Below are 17,768 nucleotides of genomic sequence, written 5' to 3'. Positions count from 1 at the left end.
CAAATTTCCTAATACGGAAGAAATTGATTCTTTTAGAAACACTTTTTCTTGCTAACCAAGAATTACCAGTTCATCGTCTTCCTCAACATCACTTCCGTTTTCCTTAAGGATTTGTTTGATCACTCCTCCTTTGTCAAAGCGAATGGCATTATAGGTTTTCATGGCTTCAACATATCCCAGCAGATCACCTTCTTTCACGGTGTCTCCAACTTTAATAGCTTTTTCGCTTGAATCTTTGGTCAAGTAAAATTTTCCTTCCAGGGGTGATATTACAGACTCTCCATTGGTATCAGAAACCTGAGGTTTATTATCCGGTTTTGAATTTTTGTTAGTGCCAGAAGTATCCTGTCCGTTCCCGTCATAAGAGACCGTTACATCGAAACTCTCACCATTTACATTAATGGTCATTTTAGAAGGTGAAATGCCCAAAACAGGAGCTGCAGAAGTTTGTCCACCAACTTTTTCCGAAGCAGTTTCTTTTTCGGCCTTTCTTTGTTTCAGGTCTTCTTCAAATGCCTCTTTGGCTTTACCAGATTTATAATCCCTGTATTGTTCAGGATGCATTGCCAGTTCTAACAATTCTTCATCATCCTGCCCATAATCCCAACCATTTTCATCCATCTCTTTGCGGAATTTTTCCAATGCATCAGGATATGGTTCTTGTGGATGTCCGGTGAAGAATTCTTTTCCTTCTTTTTGGGCCAAATTAATGATTTCCGGTGCTAATTTTCCAGGTAATTGTCCACTCTTTCCGAGAATCATATCCCAAATATTATCAGCAATCATACTCCAACGCTCACCACCTTTTTCCAATTGAATTACATTCATTAAAGCTAGATTCTTAACATATTGACTAAATGGTGTTACTAATGGAGGATATCCCAATTTTGGCCAAATGAATTCAACTTCTTCGAAAAGTTTGATGAGAAGTTCATCTTGAGAGAGTTCCGACATTCCACGTTTTTTCTTCCATTTGTTAAGACTAGCCAGGTTTTTCTCTAGGTCTGCCATTAAACTTCCCATCATACCTCCGGGCAATCCAGAACCAATGAGCAATGAGTTCATCAAACGATTTTTAGGATTGATGTAATACCCTAAAAAGTCATCGATAAATTCTTGAGTCAGTTTCCGAACTTCCATGTATGCATTCATATTCACTTCGGGTACTTCAAAGCCGGCATCTTTCAGCATGGCCTGAACGGTCAGGACGTCCGCATGTCCAGTTCCCCATGATAACGGTTCCATGGCAACATCTACGTAATCAACTCCTGCACGAGCCACTTCCAAAATGGTCGCAACAGAAAACCCGGGACCTGAATGTCCATGATATTCTATCGGAATGTCTTTATGTTTTTTACGTATTCCTGTTACAATTTTCCCCAACCAAGCCGGACGAGCAATACCAGCCATATCTTTCAGGCATATTTCATCCGCTCCGGCTTTAATCAATTGATCTGCCAAATCAATGTAATAATCAACGGTATGCACCTCCGAATAGGTAAGACTCATGGCAGCTTGTGATATCATGCCACCTTCTTTGGCATACTTAATGGAGTCGATTATATTTCTTGGATCATTTAACCCGTCAAACGATCGTGCAATATCGGTACCTTGCTGTTTCTTAACCTTAAACATCAACTTGCGCACATCTGCCGGAACTGGCGACATGCGAATTCCATTAAGCGCCCGTTCGAGCATGTGTGTCTGTATTCCGGCTTCATTAAAAGGCTTTGTCCAGGCTCTCACAGCTTGATTAGGGTTTTCACCAAATAACAGGTTTATTTGTTCAAATCCTCCTCCATTGGTTTCTACCCGATCGAAGCACCCCATGTCAATGATTGCCGGTGCAACACGTTCCAATTGATCTTTGCGTGGCACATACTTTCCTGATGATTGCCACATATCCCGATATAACAGGGAAAAGCCTATTTTTCTACCCATATCTCTATCTTAATTTTATTGTTTTTTTCTGATATCAACAATTGTTCCCCGGCCACCTGTTACATGGCTAACAGTTGCTACTATGGCCGCTAATTGAGAGGAACTCATTCCGCTTTTATTTATGTTTTTTCGGTTTTCCTTCTCATCTCCCGGGAAAAAACGATTTACAAAAAGGATTATCGAATTACCAACCAAAACAACTAAAAACAGAACGGCAAAAACCGTTAACATTCCTACCCCCAAAAGTATCCATGCCTCTTCGAAATATGCTTCCATATTACAATTTCGTTTTCAAATTAAAACTTGATTGTTTTATTTTTATCAAAAATGTTGCAATAATAGTAGATTTTATATTTATTTATAAAGACTACAATGAGAACATTCCATTAAATTTACTGGTTATCCTTTCTAATAAATTAATTTTCTGAACAATAGAATTTCCTTAAAAAACCAAAACATTTAAAGCTTTTTTTCTCTATTCCATTTTGAATTGAAAGGATTAACATTTTTTTAATTAAAAATCATCAATCAAGGTTAAACAAAAATTCATAAAAAAAGCATTTGCTGCCCTTTATCCCCCAAAAACAAGGTAGGATCTTTATAACGTTGATAGCCGTACTTTTTTATCTGGGAAACAGACGGCGACCCTTACATTTTTAGTTGTTTTTTTGTAAGATAAAAAGAAACTTTAATGCTAATATTAAAACATGCATCTTGGCCAAAATTGAAGGATCTGTTTATTGAAACCAATGTTGCCAAAAGGCTTAAAATTAGAGCTACTTGAATCTCCCCAATAGGGATTCTGTTTTACAATTAGCAATATAATTTAGCCCATAAGAACCCTCAAAGATGGACCTTATTAAATAGAGTTGATTTGAAATGTATTATTTGAAAGAAAGTAAATTTAATTATCCATATTGACAGAAGAAATTTTAACCGACGAGATAACGATTCTTTTTAAAGAAGAATTCAAACTCATCGTCCATATTCCTTAACAGCCTCGTACATGGCTATTACATTTTCCACGGGTGTTTCAACTTTAAGCTTATGTGATGGCCCCAAGATAAATCCACCTCCCGGTGCCATAATATTGAGTAATTCTTTAACCCCCTCTTTTATGCGATGAGGCGTACCTTTTCGCAAAAGCAATTCTTCATCCAGCCCACCCGAAAAAGAGATCATCTGACCAAAGTCTTTTTTCAAACCATCCGGTGCCATTCCAGCTGCTCTGGTTTGAATGGGATCTAATACGTCGGCACCAAGAGCAATAAACTCAGGAATCAATTTTCGTACACCACCGCAACTGTGCATATAAAATTTAACGCCCAGATCGTTGGGAATGGAAATAAACTTTTCAATTGCCGGCTTGCAGTATTGGTTCCAGGTATCATTACTAATAATTAATCCTCCTTCAGCACCAAAATCATCAGCGACTCTTATTAGATCTACTCTGTCTTTAGCTACTTCAAAAAAGTCGTGAATGAAGGCTTCGTAAAATCGGGTTACTTTTTCAACCAACACACTAAAAAACCTGGGGTTATACATCATTACCTCCAAAAAAGAGTCCCGTCCTACCAATCTTTGGATAATGCGAAACAGTCCCGGCGAGGAATACCCCGGAGCTGTCATAACCGCGTAATTTTTATATTTTTCGCACTGGTCGGACAACGTTGAAAAATCAAACAAATCTGTTGTGGGCCAAGGGTAATCCTCCAAATATGCAGGATCGGTTATGCCCTGTAAAGGAAATTTTACGACTTCCCAGTAACGTAAATCACCATGTCCCACAAGCTTATAATCCACACCCCAGATATCTTTTTTCACACCTATCTCCCGATTAATTAACTGAGGCCCAATATAATCCGGTTCCACCCACCTAAAATCTATATCCAGATAATCAAGCAATTCATCCATGTCCGAAAACCCCATCTGGGATATCATTTTTTCAGTGAATTCAGGAACTGCCCAATAAAATACCGGCACCCGATCCGGTTCTTCATGGCTTAGCGCGGCTAATACTCTTTCTTTATGGTTCATACGTTTAATTTTTTAATAACAAAATAGGAAGCTTCCTGAATTACAGGAACTTATTTAAACATAGCCCTCTGAGTATCTCTTGACAAATAATTTTGTCATTTTACTGCCCATAAACTTCGAAAGTTAATCAAATTTATAAAAGATTGTTCTCAAAATCATCTCTTTTGTTTTCTGGTCTTTAATAACAGTTAGCTCCTTTTTGCCTTGCTAGGCCTAAAACAGCATGCCCATTCTAACAACAAAAATGATATTATACAGGCAACTCAGAGGCTTGAAGATGTTTGATGAAGTGTTTTTTTATTCTTTAATCAGGTGTTGAGCAGCAAACACCTACTGTTTTGAAAAAACAGGTTACAATTTGGAATTTTAACGATCATTTAATTTTGGGTTCTCTGCTTGAAATAAAAACGAATAAAATTCATTACATGGCAAAAACACAGCAATAATCTTAAACTGTCTTCACCTTGAATGAATAGATTCCATCGCTTCAAAATTCAAGAAACACGCAATCTTCTTTAGCCATATTTTTTGACTCTACCAAGATTGTTTTTCAAAAGAAAAATTTACTTTTGCGGCTTTCAAAAAAACAGGCAGAACTAAGAATAGTGAGCCGTTTTGATTTAATGCAGAAAGAGAAATAAATAAAAAAAGTTAACCAGATTAATTATTTGCAAATGAAACGAGCATGACCAATGTGGGATTGTCACAAATGAGTAGGTCTAAACCCTCAGTCATGCAAATTCAATTCGACCAAGAATTTAAATATTTCTATTCTAATGAATATAATTATTTGGCTTGATTATATCGGAACGATGGTATTTGCCATCAGTGGAGTCTTAACTGCCGGCAGTAAAAAGCTGGATTTATTTGGAGCATTGTTCATCGGTGTTGTAACCGCCATCGGTGGTGGAACCACCAGAGATCTGCTTTTAGGGGTAACACCAGTTACTTGGCTGCAAGGATATGAATACATCACGGCTATCGCCATTGGTTTTATCATCACCTTTTTATTTAAAAAATGGGTTGTCCGCTTACGCACCACTCTATTTCTTTTTGATACTATAGGAATCGGTATTTTTACAATAATAGGCCTCGAAAAAGCCTTGAATCTGGGCGTTAATCCAGCTGTTGCAGTAATAATGGGGATGACATCTGCAGTGGTTGGTGGTGTTGTGCGAGATACTCTCACCAATGAGGTTCCATTAATCTTTCACAAAGAAATTTATGCTACAGCCTGCATTACAGGTGCCATTTGCTATTTGGGATTTCGGTGGTTAGAACTGCCACAAACCATCAACGAAGTACTGACGGTAGGAATTATTATCACTATTCGCCTTCTTTCTATTCGATTTAATATATCCTTGCCGGTGTTTAAACACCCGGAACATTAATCATCATCTTCAAGACTTTCTGCAATATTCCAATAAGTTTGTGCTTTGTCCATTTCCCCCAGTCGGGCACATACATCGCCCAGTTTTTTATAAATGCCCGGATGGGACTGTTGCAAATTGGAAGCCTCCAATAAGTCTTGATAAGCTTCGGATAATTGACGCAACTGAATACGTACCTTTCCACGCCCATAAAGCGCTTCAAAATGGCGTTGTTTAATTTTTAGTACTGCGGAAAAATCTTTTTCTGCACTTTCCAGATCTCCGGTTTTTGCTAAAAGATTTCCTCGCCGTAATAATGCATCAATAAATTTAGGATTGAGACTTAGCGCCTTGTTGAGATTGGCAAGAGCACTTCTTTGATCTTTAAACTTCACTTCACATTCGTTCGCCATCAAAAAGTACTCCCTAGCAAATTCTTCCACATTCTTTTGCTGCCGTATCAGTTCCTCTTCCAGGTCCTCAATCTTTGCTTTCATTTGATCCACAAAGGTCATTTGCCATGCCATAAAACGCTGAATTTCGGGTCTGAGAAGATCATCTTTTCTATAACCTACGGCTTTTCCTAAATGCTGTGCAGCTTCCAACCAATTACCTTGTCGAAAGCTTTTCAATGCAGAGATGTAAGAGATGTCGGCCTTGGCTTTCTCCAGCTCTTCCCTAATAAGTCGCTGATCATTGGCCGTCCGGGCAAATTTTTTGACCTGAGGATTAACAATTATATCACGCAAAGAGACCGGTGTTTTCAAGACAATCCCCTGCAAGGAACGACATCTACTTAATGCCACATAAAGCTGACCACCAGCGAAGGCTCCACCGCTAAAATCGATAACGACCTTTTCAAAAGTCAGCCCCTGACTTTTATGTACCGTTATTGCCCATGCCAGCCGCAGCGGAAATTGAGTAAATGACCCTATTTCCTCCTCAATGATCCGGTTGTTTTTTTCATCGTAACGATAACGGACATTCAGCCATTTCTCTCTGGTTACCAAATGTCTCTGATCGTCTTCTGTACGAACGAATATTCCGTCATCAGTAATTTCATCAACCAGTCCCAACGAGCCATTGTACCACCGATGTTGCGGATCATTTTTCACAAACATGACCTGCGCATTCTCTTTCAAGACAAGTTCTTTCAACGTAGGTAACGCTGATTCCTGAAACTCACCACTTATTTCCCCTTCCAGAGTTACCGAATCTCCGGGCAGCTCATTTAGCTTTTTGTCATTGATATAATCGACCGTATCTCTTCGAGGTGCAAGAGTAATAAACATTTCATCGGCCGGTGGTTCAAATTTTCTATCCAGTTGCTTATTAATGAGTGACAAATCATTGGATGTAGCCGCATTTACCCTGATTTTATCCAGCATACTCAAAAAAGCAGTATCCTTTTGGCGATACACTTTTTTCAGTTCAATCTGAACCAGTGAAATGCGGGTAAAAACTCTGGCGGAAAAGAAAAATGGCGAATGATAAAAACGACTCAGGATTTTCCAATCATCGGATTTAACGACTGGTTCCAACTGGAAGGCATCCCCCACCATCAATATCTGTTTTCCTCCGAAAGGCAACTTACTTTTGGTATAAACACGAAGCACCTGATCGATAAAATCCAAAATGTCGGCTCTCACCATTGATACTTCATCAATAATGAGCAGCTCAGTTTCCTTAATTAATTTGATCTTCTCTTTATTATATTTAAGGAAATCATATATACGACCATCTTTGGTGGACAAATCAGGATCGTCATGCAGAATGGGCCGGAAAGGAATCTTAAAAAAAGAATGCATCGTTACCCCGCCGGCATTAATAGCTGCTATTCCTGTAGGTGCCACTACGATAAACTTTTTATGGGTATTTTCACTGATATAACGCAGGAAAGTGGATTTCCCCGTCCCTGCTCTACCGGTAAGAAATACTGACGTATTGGTATATTGTATCAATTGTAGGGCATTCTGAAATTCCCTATTATCCAGATCTATATTTCCTGGTAACTCCATCATTGTACTTCTTCTGTTTCCGTATCAATCTCAAAGGATCCATATCGTTTTATTACACTGTATGCTTCATAAACACCCAGTTCTCCGGCTTTGCTTAAATCCAGTGTGCCTTCTGATTTGTTGCCAAGAAAAATCCTGATTAATCCCCTATTAAAATACGCTTCCGCAAATTCTTCATTTTCATCAATGGCTCTACTAAAGTATCGATCAGCCTCTTCAAAGTTTCGAAGAATACTGTTCATATATCCCAAATTAAACCAAGCAAACTCAAATTTGGGTTCTCGATCTATCACTTTCTGCAAATCTTCGATAATCCTATTATAGCTCATCAAGGTTTGCCGACTTAATTCTTCTTCATTGTCCTTTTCTGCTATCAAGAGTGACGGATCGGCCGAAACTTTTTGACTGTTAATTTCCTTAAGGGTCTGCTCCATCTTATAGCGTGTATAAGCCCTTGCAAAATAGGCCAAATAGTAATCGGGTTGAAGTTCTATAACCTGATTAAAATTGTCTATCGCATTATTAAGATTCAAAACATCCATATAAAGCAGACCGCGTTCCATCAATAAATTCACTACTCTATTTTCAGCCGTCGCGGAATCAATCTTTTTGTCCAATAATGCTATGGTTTTAAATATTTCGGCAGAAGTATTCCGGTCAGGTTCCCTTGTGGCATTAGAAATTTCAAGGGGGCGCGAAAAGAGGAGCGAATTTTCAAGCTTTTCCACATCCTTTTCGAAATAGCGCACCCGATGTACCAATGTGTCGCCTGGGAAAAACGTAATGCCATAAGGTGCTTGCAAATCAACAATTATATTCCGGTTTTGTATTCTTCCGCGCAAAGTACTGGGGGTAAGTTGTTCCGGCTGATCGGTTCCAAAATCTTCAAGTACTGCAATTTTATTGTAATTGCGAATATTTTTGTCGCCCTCCTTTTTAGTCTCCTTGCGTTTGGAACTTTTTCCTTTTTGGTCAGCCTCCTTTTGGTTGGCTGCAGTTAACGGACCGGAAGTGGATTGTCCTATTTTTCCCCTGCGGTCCATCTCTATTTTCATGGCCGTGTTATAGTCCAGTTGAGCAGCCTCCGCCTGCCCCAAAGCTTGTTTCACCTCTGCTCGGTTATAATAAACCGGCGCAAAATCGGGATAGGCATCTGCAACCACATTAAAATCAGATAATGCATTTCTAAATTCCCCTTTCTCTTTGTATAGCATTCCTCGATAATATAGCGTCGGAAGATCATCCTCACGAAGCGCCAAAACTCTGGAAAAATCTTCTATTGCTCCGTCCAAATCCCCTATTTCGGCTCGAAGAATCCCTCGATTGTTGTATCCAATAGCGTTGCGTGGTTCCATTTCAACAAACTTATCGAAATCTTCCATCGTACCTCTCAAATCATCTATTTGGTAACGAATTATTGCACGGTTCATATAAAAAGAGGCTTCATCGGGCCTTAGCTTTATGGCTTCCCCAATATCTGCCAGTGCCGCGTCGAAATCACCACGATAATATTCTATCATTGATCGGTTAACATACCCATCGGGTATATATGGGTTGGTTTCGATGGCTTTGGAAAAATCTGCCAAAGCACCTGCTGTGTCTTGTGCAGAAAATTTGGCGAGTCCACGATTCAAATAAGCCCTTAACAAATTTGGAGACTGTTTTAATACATCAGAATAAGTTTCTATGGCTTTATCAAACTGCTCGGTTTGAATGTAGGCGATCCCCAGATTGATCATCAAATTAATATTCAAAGGATCTACTTCCAGTCCTCTTTTAAAATCCTTGATGGAAGCCTCGGGTTGTTTCATTTTCTGATATAATATTCCTCGTAAACTGTAGGCATCAATGAGGTAAGGATTTCTTTTTAAAGCATTATCACAATCCATCAACGCACCATTGTAATCTTCCAGATAATATTTCCCCAAGGCTCGATAAAAATAGGGCTCAGCCAAATAGGGTTTGGCTTTAATGACCTGATTAAAATATTGAATGGCAAGAATATAATCCTCAAAATATAAGGCATTCCGACCGATGATGGTCATCCGATCGGTATCGATCTGTGAACGGACACTGCCTGTCACTACCATCAACAATAATGTAATAATGAAAATTGTTTTTTGCATATATCGGATCTGATCAGTACCTGAAATTAATTTCTAATTTTCCCTTGTTACCCTCTCCATCAACGGCCTCGACCACCAAGGTGTGCATGCCGTTTTCAAGAAACGGAACTTTTTTAAAATAACCAATTAATTGACTTTTTTTGGGATCATATTCAAAAAGACTCCAGTTGCCATCAATGGTTGCTTTATAAGTACTTATTCCTGAAAAGTCATCTTTAACGTTCAAAACTATTTTTTTGCGACCAGCGTAATTCATCTGCGAAGGGGGATTTTTCAATGTCATCTTGGGTGGTATGGTATCCCGAAAAATCAAGTATTCCCCACATTCCCGGGTTTTTATTACAAAATGTGTACCTTCAATGCTTCCGCCTGCGTATTGGACCTTTAGATTCGAACCTATTTTTGCTCCACAAAGCCCCTTTTTATCCACATGAGGATCGATCGGAATCCTTATTTCAAACGTTTTATGAACAGGAATGGTTTTATCAAAAACGGAAAAGACCGTTCCGGAAAGAGAAATCATGGATTCCCTGACGTAAATATCACCGCGGAAATTCCGATAAAAACTCTCCTGATCAAACCTGACCCGATGATTCTTTTCTTCATAATCAAAAGGCTTTGAGGCATCCACAAAGATTAAACTGTCTTCTCCCAAGGTTTTGGGGGCGGACAAAACGTCAACACCTACGACCTCAAATCTTAATGGGGACATATTCCCTGAAACATCTTTAACAATGTAGCTAAAATTATAGGTCGATCCGGCCTTCATCTCTATCTCACCCCGAGATTCATCGGTTTGATACACATCATTAAAATTTAACGGATCAACAAAACTTTTTTGAATGACCCGACCTGTTTTAACCTTTTCCGCATAGTCAATATGGCTGTTCAAATAACGCGTATTATCATACAAGAAACCGTCTATTTGGTAAGAATACACCTTTCGGTCATTGACGTTCAATTCGATATTGTGTACGCCACATTTTCTCCACGAACCGTTATAATAATCTATAACCTCAATTCCAATTCCGATCTTTCCCGACGCAGTAATTCGAGGTTGATGCTTCAAATGAAATGCGCCGTCATAAAAAACAACTGGATAATAGTGAGCTTTTGCCTTTCCGTTTATTCGGGCATCTTCCGATAAAGGATATAATTTTATTCCAGATATGTGAGGTCTTACATCATCCCTGACCGGGTTCGGAAACATGAGTGGATCGATGGGACGCTGTTGGCGAGTTTCCCTGATTTCAAAATGCAAATGAGGACCACCTGAGCTCCCACTGTTCCCTGTATAGGCAATGACCTCACCCCTATTGATTGTTATCTCGCCGGGTTCCAAATAGTGGTTTATGGAAAATGATTCTTGTTGATATTGAAGGGCCGTCACCAGGGAATCTATATCCTTTTCAAAGGAGCTGAGATGAGCATAGACCGATGTATAGCCTGATGGGTGCGCAATGTACAAAGCCTTTCCGAATCCTGAAGGAGATATTGATATCCGAGCCACGTAACCCGAATCAACAGCATGGACAGGCCAACCAATCTTACCGCGTGTGGAAAGGTCTACTCCTGAATGAAAATGATTGGTTCGAATTTCCCCAAAACTGCCACTCACAATAGCCGCTTTATTCAGTGGAAATAAATACTCCCATTGCAGCGTATCTGTTTGCGAAAAAACATTAAAGATGGAAAGGAAAAGAAAGACAATTGACTGAAAAATATATTTCCTGCGCATGAAATGACTATTTCGGTTTTGAAAATTGGTTCGAAGGGATTGTATTTCAATCCCGGTTTTGGCCATAAACCGGTAATTCCATTCAAATCCTCTTTTATTTATTCGGCTAAAATTAGAAAAATTTGAGTGCCTGAGGCAAAATCAGAGCGGTTTATCCCTTTGTGAGCTGAGGAGATTGTTGATGCCCTTCTCTATATCAATCAGTTATTATTATAAAGATTTTTTTACGCCCTACCTACTCTGCATTGTCACTAAACAATTTTAAATCTTGTTCAAATATTACTCCTTATCTTTTGTCATCTGTCTGTTGACTGACAGACTAATTTTGATGGCACATTACAAGTTTTTGAAAACCTTAATCTTACTTTAAAACTCCCTGTTCAGGCATAAAAAAATCAACATTTTTTATTGCCCGGCCTTGGAAAAGAAACAATAATTTCCCTATCTTTGCAGCGCATTTGAGAAAAACAACAACTCAAAAGTAAAGGTTCCGTAGCTTAATTGGATAGAGCACCTGGTTACGGCCCAGGAGGTTGGGGGTTCGAGTCCCTCCGGAATCACAGTTTAAACCGCAATTCTTTATTCTTCAAGAGTTGCGGTTTTTTTATTGCTTTGGAAGAATAAAACAGGTACAAAGTCATATTATCCATGGCGTTTCTATCCCCTGATAAATGGCCCCGTTTTGTAATCTTCTTCTTTTACAAGTCTTTCCATCAGAGCGAAAACAAACAATTTCCCATAACGAAACGTTATCTTTTCATATAAAGCTGGTTTAATTCATTTTTTCAAGTCCCCAATTATGGAGACAAACCTTGAGTCGCTAACAGTTTGAAGCGTATTTATGCATTTATCAAATTTGTTTTTTCAGCTCATCTCATCTTCCATCCCAACCAAAGCATTTGGCACGCGATAGACCAACGGCATGGAATACCAAATACCGACGCTGGCCGATCTCTCTATTATGACAATAGGTAATTAGAAAAATTAAATGCTGTTTTAAAGGCTTTTCTTGACACATCAATAAAATAATCAGTAATTTACTAACCAATCAATCAGTTATTATGAAAGCAATATGGAACGGAAAAGTAATTGCCGAAAGCGACGACATTGTTAATGTGGAAGGAAATGCCTATTTCCCTCTGGAAGCGGTTAACAAAGAGTATTTAAAAGAGACTTCCACCCATACCCAATGTCACTGGAAAGGAACAGCCTCTTATTATACCTTAGTCGTTGACGGAAAAGAAAATCCCGATGCTGCCTGGTATTATCCTTCGCCTTCCGGACTGGCAGCAAGCATCAAAGGAAGAGTCGCATTCTGGAAGGGCGTTCAAATGGTTAAGGATTAAAATAATTGACAAATAACAACACTAAAAAATCCGGAATTGTATGATTCAAGAAATCACCACAAAAAATCTTTCCAGGCTCTTTAAATCAAAAAATGTCAGGATCATCGACACGCGCCCGGTGGAAGCCTACAACGGATGGAAATTAGGCGGCGAAAAGCGAAGAGGACATATCGCCAATGCCAAAAGTCTGCCTGCCAAATGGCTTAAATACATTGACTGGATTGAAATAGTTCGACATAAAAACATTTTTCCCGGGCATGACATTATTGTTTATGGCTATTCACCTCAAGAAACACTGGAAGTTGCCGATCGGTTTCAAAAGTCGGGCTACGCCCAAGTATCGGTTTATCACCATTTTGTGGATGAGTGGTCATGTCATCTCGGTTTACCCATGCAAAAGCTTCCCCGATATAAAAATCTGGTTTCAGCCCAATGGGTTAATGATCTCATATCGGGTGGAAAGCCTCAGGAATATGATAATGACAACTTTATCATTGTCCATTCCCATTACCGAAATCGTGATGCTTACCTGAGTGGCCATATTCCCGGCGCCATCGACATGGATACGCTGGCCTTGGAAGCACCCGAAACCTGGAACCGGCGATCACCCGAGGAACTAAAAAAAGCACTCGAAGCCCATGGTATCACTGCCGATACCACGGTAATTCTTTATGGTAAATATATGGCACCTGACAACAACGATGAATTTCCGGGCAGTGCTGCGGGTGATATTGGAGCCATTCGCAACGCTTTCATCATGATGTATGCCGGAGTTCTTGATGTCCGCATCTTAAACGGAGGCTTTCAATCGTGGCTGGATGCCGGGTATGAAATCGACTTTTCGGATGTCCCCAAAACACCGGTTCATGATTTTGGCGTTATTATTCCCCAACATCCGGAACTGGCAGTGGACACACCCCAGGCCAAACAAATGTTGGCTTCTCCCTCTGCCGAATTGGTTTGTGTGCGCAGTTGGCCGGAATACATCGGCCAAGTAAGCGGTTACAATTACATCGAAGCCAAGGGCCGCATTCCGGGGGCAATATTTGCCGACTGTGGAAGCGATGCCTATCACATGGAAAATTATCGCAATGTAGATCATACCACCCGCGAATTTCATGAAATAGCGGATATATGGATGCTCAACGGCATCACCCCCGACAAACATCTGGCTTTTTACTGCGGTACCGGATGGAGGGGTTCTGAAGCCTGGTTCAATGCCTGGCTGATGGGATGGCCCCATGTATCTGTATACGATGGCGGTTGGTTTGAATGGAGCAAGGATCCTCATAACCCTGTCGAAACCGGTGTGCCGAAAGAAAGTTTCCAATCCTCAGAATCCTTAGCATCAAAAAAATAATATCAGCATGGAACCAAAACTTCTGCTTTCTCAGTTGGCTGCTGACACATTAACCGGCCTGTCGGCCACTCCTAAATATCTGCTCTCCAAATATTTTTACGACGACCGGGGCAGCCGTATTTTTCAGGATATTATGAACATGCCGGAATATTATCTTACCGATTGCGAATTGGAAATTTTTTCTTCTCAAAAAGAGACGATCATTCAGGCCATACGTCCACCCAATAAGATGTTCAATCTGGTAGAATTAGGCTCCGGCGACGGCCTGAAAACAAAAATTTTACTCCAACATTTGATGGATAAATCGATCCATTTTCAATATACCACCATCGACATCAGTGCAAAAGCGAATCGAGAACTGGTAAAAAAAATTCAAACCGAATTACCCGGCTTAAATGTCGCGGCTAAAACGGGTGATTTTTTTCACGCAATGAACTACCTCAATGGTGCCGATATCCTACCCAAAACCACGCTTTTTCTGGGATCCAACATAGGAAACTTCTCAGATCAGGAAACAGAACTGTTCCTGAATCAGATATCGGCTTTCTCTAAAAAAGGTGATAAAGTATTAATCGGCTTTGACCTTAAAAAATCACCTCATGTAATCATGAGGGCTTACAACGACCCGCACGGACTCACCAGACGCTTTAATCTGAATTATTTGGAAAGACTGAATCGTGAACTGCATGCCGATTTTGACCTCAAACACTTTGAACAGCATACCGCTTACAATCCTATTTCGGGAGAAGTAAAAAGCTTCCTTGTATCCACAATCGATCAAACGGTAAATGTGGGAGCCCTTGAAAAGTCTTTCCATTTTTATCGATGGGAATCCATTTTTATGGAACGATCACGAAAATACGATTTCCAAACCATCAAGGCGCTGGCTGCTAATCATCGATTTAAGGTAATTCGCAATTTCACCGATCACAGAAACTATTTCGTGGATTCCCTGTGGACAAAAATATAATCAATAAAGATACTTTTATGAAAACAGCCATCACTGCCGTAAGTGGACAACTGGGAAGAGCCATCGCCAACCGACTTATCACCGAAACAGGAAAGGATAACCTGATCGGAATTGCTCGGACTCCCCCAAAAGCTAATGACATTGGCATCGAGATCAGAAAAGCGGACTATAATAACCGTAAGGATTTTGATGAGGCATTAAAAGGCATTGAATGTCTCCTGTTGATTTCCAGCATGGATCACCCCCAAAACCGCATTCCGCAACACCGAAACATTATAGAAGCGGCCAAAGCCCGTGGGGTGAAGAAAATCGTCTATACCAGCATCGTGGGGGACCCCGAAAAAAACGGTTTCAGCCCCGTGGTAAAAAGTAATCGCCAAACCGAGGAGGATATCAAAAAATCAGGAATCGACTGGGTAATTGGAAGAAACGGACTATACATCGATCCGGATCTGGAATATATTGACCAATACATTGCCGATGGTGCCATTATCAACTCGGCAGGTGACGGTCTTTGTACTTACACCAGCCGTGGCGAACTGGCAGAAGCCTATGCCCACCTGCTGACTCAAGAGGTCCACAACGGAAAAACCTATCATCTGGTGGGGAATCCGATCTCACAAGCTCAGCTGGCAAAATACATTAACGACGCCTTTAATACCCAACTGACCTATAAGGCTATTTCCGTCGAAGATTTCCGTAACAATAGAATAAAAGATTTGGGCCAACTGGTGGGAACCATTATCGGTGGAATCTATGAGGGAATCCGAGAAGGGGCCTTTAATCTTAAATCTGATTTTGAAAAAGCAGCCCAACGCCCTCATAAATCGGTACCCGAGATGATTGAGGCATACAAACAATTTAGAGATTAAACTGTTAGGTTGTAGATTCTCTGATTTTATACTGTCGAGGATAGGATGCAATTCAAAATCAATGATTCTTTGTCCACTTTCCCTTAATGCAATAATTAATTTTTAACTTAAAACAGATCATTATGAAGACGAAAGGAATCATTTTGTTATTGGGCTTATTTTTCCCGATGCTAATGAATGCCCAATTGCCGGAGAAAGCGGAAGATATCTCGCCTCTGTTGAATGGTGAGTCCATTCCCGATGTGAATGTAACATCACCGGATGGCAAAGAACATCGCCTGCTGGACATTGTCAGCCAAAAGCCGACCGTATTGTTGTTTTACCGCGGTGGATGGTGCCCCTATTGCAACGCCCACTTGTCGGAGATTCAGGGCGTCCAGGAGGAGGTGGTGAACCTGGGATACCAGATTGTGGCCATCAGTCCCGACTCACCTGCCAACTTAAAGGTTACCGACGATAAGCACACCCTCAATTATAGCCTTTTTTCCGATGCCGACGGGGAACTTATCAAAGCCATGGGGATTGCTTTTAAAGCGCCGGAGAAATATTCCGGCATGCTGCTGAAACATTCAGCAGGATTGAATCCCGGTTTTCTTCCCGTTCCATCGGTTTTTGTGGTGGATACTACAGGAAAAATACATTTCCTTTACATCAATCCCGATTACAAAACCCGGTTGAGTGGCAAAATGTTACTGGGTGTTTTGGAAAGCATTAACACCCAATAATCAATTAAATAAAAATCAAATAGGGTTATTAAAATTAAGGGTGAATTATTCCATCAGCGATTTGAGGCGTGGGTTATTCACCCTTTGATTTTATTATTATCTAATTGACTTAACTTGTGGACCTGATGGAACTATAATAAATATTAGTGCCTAATTTTAGTGAATGGGATATATTTTTTAATTTTATATCCCGTGGAATGATCAATTGGTTTAATTGTCTACCTCCCATTTCCTTTTACTGCTTACCTTTCCATACATTTTCTTTCTTTTGACGACTTCTATAATTATATTTTTCCCTTATTCAGAATCCAATAAGGTATTTTCTTATTAACGTTTCTTATCTGCCAGTTGAAAACATTCAGCGACATAAACGGCATACTTTCAGTAAATCGTTTTTCCCCCATTTAAAACGTCTTACACGCGGACCCAATATCATTCCCATGGATTTTTTTTGAACAATATTATTTTTTAAATATTTTTGCTTTGTTCATAATTAATTTCTGGAATACATTATAATCATCATTAAATGTACGTAGGAGGTATTTGGTCATTAGGGTATTTTCATTAATGACACATTTTTGATTTCAATCCGAAGGGCCATTTTCATCCCTCAATGAAGCAAATAAAATGAAACGATGAATCCAACTCAATATCCTCTAAAAAATGCGAACCTCATTTTTTCAGCCATTGCTCATCTGTTTTGTAGTGATTTCTCTGGAGGCACAGGCTCAGGAGATGCCCAACTCCTACTATCTCGACGACAATGAATTAAGTTCCAAAAAGAATCTTTTAAAAATAGATGTCACCAGCCCTTTAAGGGGTCAATATATGGTGTACTATGAGCGTTTCCTCTCTAAATTGGACCATATATCCGGTGAAATCGGCATAGGATATTTGAATTCCCAATTTAAATCAGCCCATATCAATATTGCGGAGAATAACTTTAAAAGATTTGAACTAAAGGAACCCGGGTATGCTATTTCGTGGGCCTTCAACTATCATCCTTATCGGTCATTCTATAAAAAATATTATGGGCTAAAAGCCTCGTATAACTGGTTTGATGAAATTAAATCCACCCAATTTCTCATGTATCGAGGTCATCAAATAAATTTAACCGATTGGATAGTTTTAGATATGCTCATAGGAATGGCAATAGAAATTTATGATCCCAAACATCCTGATGAAAACTGGTATTCCGATGTGGACAAACACCGGGTCCTGCTTGATGTGATTATAAAATTTGATTACCTCTTTTAATCCTACTA

13 protein-coding genes and 1 tRNA gene are annotated in these 17,768 nt (G+C 39.8%); 8 read left to right on the top strand and 6 right to left on the bottom strand.

Features of this window, described 5'->3' with window-relative positions; all coding sequences use genetic code 11:
* Positions 1 to 51: 51 nt before the first annotated feature.
* The 3 genes from ACT29H_RS08935 to ACT29H_RS08925 form a co-directional block, all read right to left on the bottom strand.
* Positions 52 to 1,941 (bottom strand): biotin/lipoyl-containing protein, encoded by a 1,890-nt coding sequence (locus ACT29H_RS08935; protein ID WP_444821277.1) that lies wholly within the window; start codon positions 1,939 to 1,941, stop codon positions 52 to 54.
* A 15-nt stretch (positions 1,942 to 1,956) separates the two neighbouring features.
* A complete protein-coding gene (locus tag ACT29H_RS08930) occupies positions 1,957 to 2,217 on the bottom strand; it encodes an OadG family protein (RefSeq protein WP_444821276.1) in 261 nt (86 codons plus the stop codon).
* A gap of 699 nt (positions 2,218 to 2,916) precedes the next feature.
* Entirely contained in the window at positions 2,917 to 3,978 is a 1,062-nt protein-coding gene (locus tag ACT29H_RS08925) for a uroporphyrinogen decarboxylase family protein (protein WP_444821275.1), read from the bottom strand.
* A 776-nt stretch (positions 3,979 to 4,754) separates the two neighbouring features.
* Here ACT29H_RS08925 and ACT29H_RS08920 point away from each other — a divergent pair.
* Positions 4,755 to 5,369 (top strand): trimeric intracellular cation channel family protein, encoded by a 615-nt coding sequence (locus ACT29H_RS08920; protein ID WP_444821274.1) that lies wholly within the window; start codon positions 4,755 to 4,757, stop codon positions 5,367 to 5,369.
* Here ACT29H_RS08920 and ACT29H_RS08915 read toward each other — a convergent pair.
* From ACT29H_RS08915 to ACT29H_RS08905, 3 genes are read right to left on the bottom strand one after another with little or no spacing between them, the layout of a single operon-like run.
* Positions 5,366 to 7,369: an AAA family ATPase gene (locus tag ACT29H_RS08915; RefSeq protein ID WP_444821273.1), complete on the bottom strand. Its 2,004-nt coding sequence runs from the start codon at positions 7,367 to 7,369 to the stop codon at positions 5,366 to 5,368. The two genes, ACT29H_RS08920 and ACT29H_RS08915, sit on opposite strands and share 4 nt — an antisense overlap.
* Positions 7,366 to 9,492: a tetratricopeptide repeat protein gene (locus ACT29H_RS08910; RefSeq protein ID WP_444821272.1), complete on the bottom strand. Its 2,127-nt coding sequence runs from the start codon at positions 9,490 to 9,492 to the stop codon at positions 7,366 to 7,368. Before ACT29H_RS08910 ends, ACT29H_RS08915 begins: the two co-directional genes overlap by 4 nt.
* Positions 9,493 to 9,505: 13 nt before the next feature.
* Positions 9,506 to 11,230: a M23 family metallopeptidase gene (locus ACT29H_RS08905; protein WP_444821271.1), complete on the bottom strand. Its 1,725-nt coding sequence runs from the start codon at positions 11,228 to 11,230 to the stop codon at positions 9,506 to 9,508.
* Positions 11,231 to 11,716: 486 nt separating this feature from the next.
* Here ACT29H_RS08905 and ACT29H_RS08900 point away from each other — a divergent pair.
* From ACT29H_RS08900 to ACT29H_RS08870, 7 genes are all read left to right on the top strand, one after another.
* A tRNA-Arg gene (locus ACT29H_RS08900) sits at positions 11,717 to 11,790 on the top strand.
* 501 nt (positions 11,791 to 12,291) lie between these two features.
* A complete protein-coding gene (locus tag ACT29H_RS08895) occupies positions 12,292 to 12,576 on the top strand; it encodes a DUF427 domain-containing protein (RefSeq protein WP_444821270.1) in 285 nt (94 codons plus the stop codon).
* 40 nt (positions 12,577 to 12,616) lie between these two features.
* Positions 12,617 to 13,936, top strand: a complete 1,320-nt coding sequence (locus ACT29H_RS08890; protein WP_444821269.1) for a rhodanese-like domain-containing protein — start codon at positions 12,617 to 12,619, stop codon at positions 13,934 to 13,936.
* A 7-nt stretch (positions 13,937 to 13,943) separates the two neighbouring features.
* Entirely contained in the window at positions 13,944 to 14,906 is a 963-nt protein-coding gene (locus tag ACT29H_RS08885; protein ID WP_444821268.1) for an L-histidine N(alpha)-methyltransferase, read from the top strand.
* 17 nt (positions 14,907 to 14,923) lie between these two features.
* Positions 14,924 to 15,778: an SDR family oxidoreductase gene (locus ACT29H_RS08880; protein ID WP_444821267.1), complete on the top strand. Its 855-nt coding sequence runs from the start codon at positions 14,924 to 14,926 to the stop codon at positions 15,776 to 15,778.
* Between the two features lie 122 nt (positions 15,779 to 15,900).
* Positions 15,901 to 16,503: a peroxiredoxin-like family protein gene (locus ACT29H_RS08875; RefSeq protein ID WP_444821266.1), complete on the top strand. Its 603-nt coding sequence runs from the start codon at positions 15,901 to 15,903 to the stop codon at positions 16,501 to 16,503.
* Between the two features lie 663 nt (positions 16,504 to 17,166).
* The gene (locus ACT29H_RS08870; protein WP_444821265.1) at positions 17,167 to 17,760 is read left to right on the top strand and encodes a hypothetical protein; all 594 of its coding nucleotides are present in this window, start codon (positions 17,167 to 17,169) and stop codon (positions 17,758 to 17,760) included.
* Positions 17,761 to 17,768: the final 8 nt, after the last annotated feature.

Origin of the sequence: Thermophagus sp. OGC60D27 (assembly GCF_052400625.1) — a bacterium.
Classification (GTDB): Bacteria; Bacteroidota; Bacteroidia; order Bacteroidales; family Marinilabiliaceae; genus Thermophagus.
The sequence above is the reverse complement of the archived record's forward strand: the minus strand, read 5'-3'. Positions and strand labels throughout refer to the sequence as shown.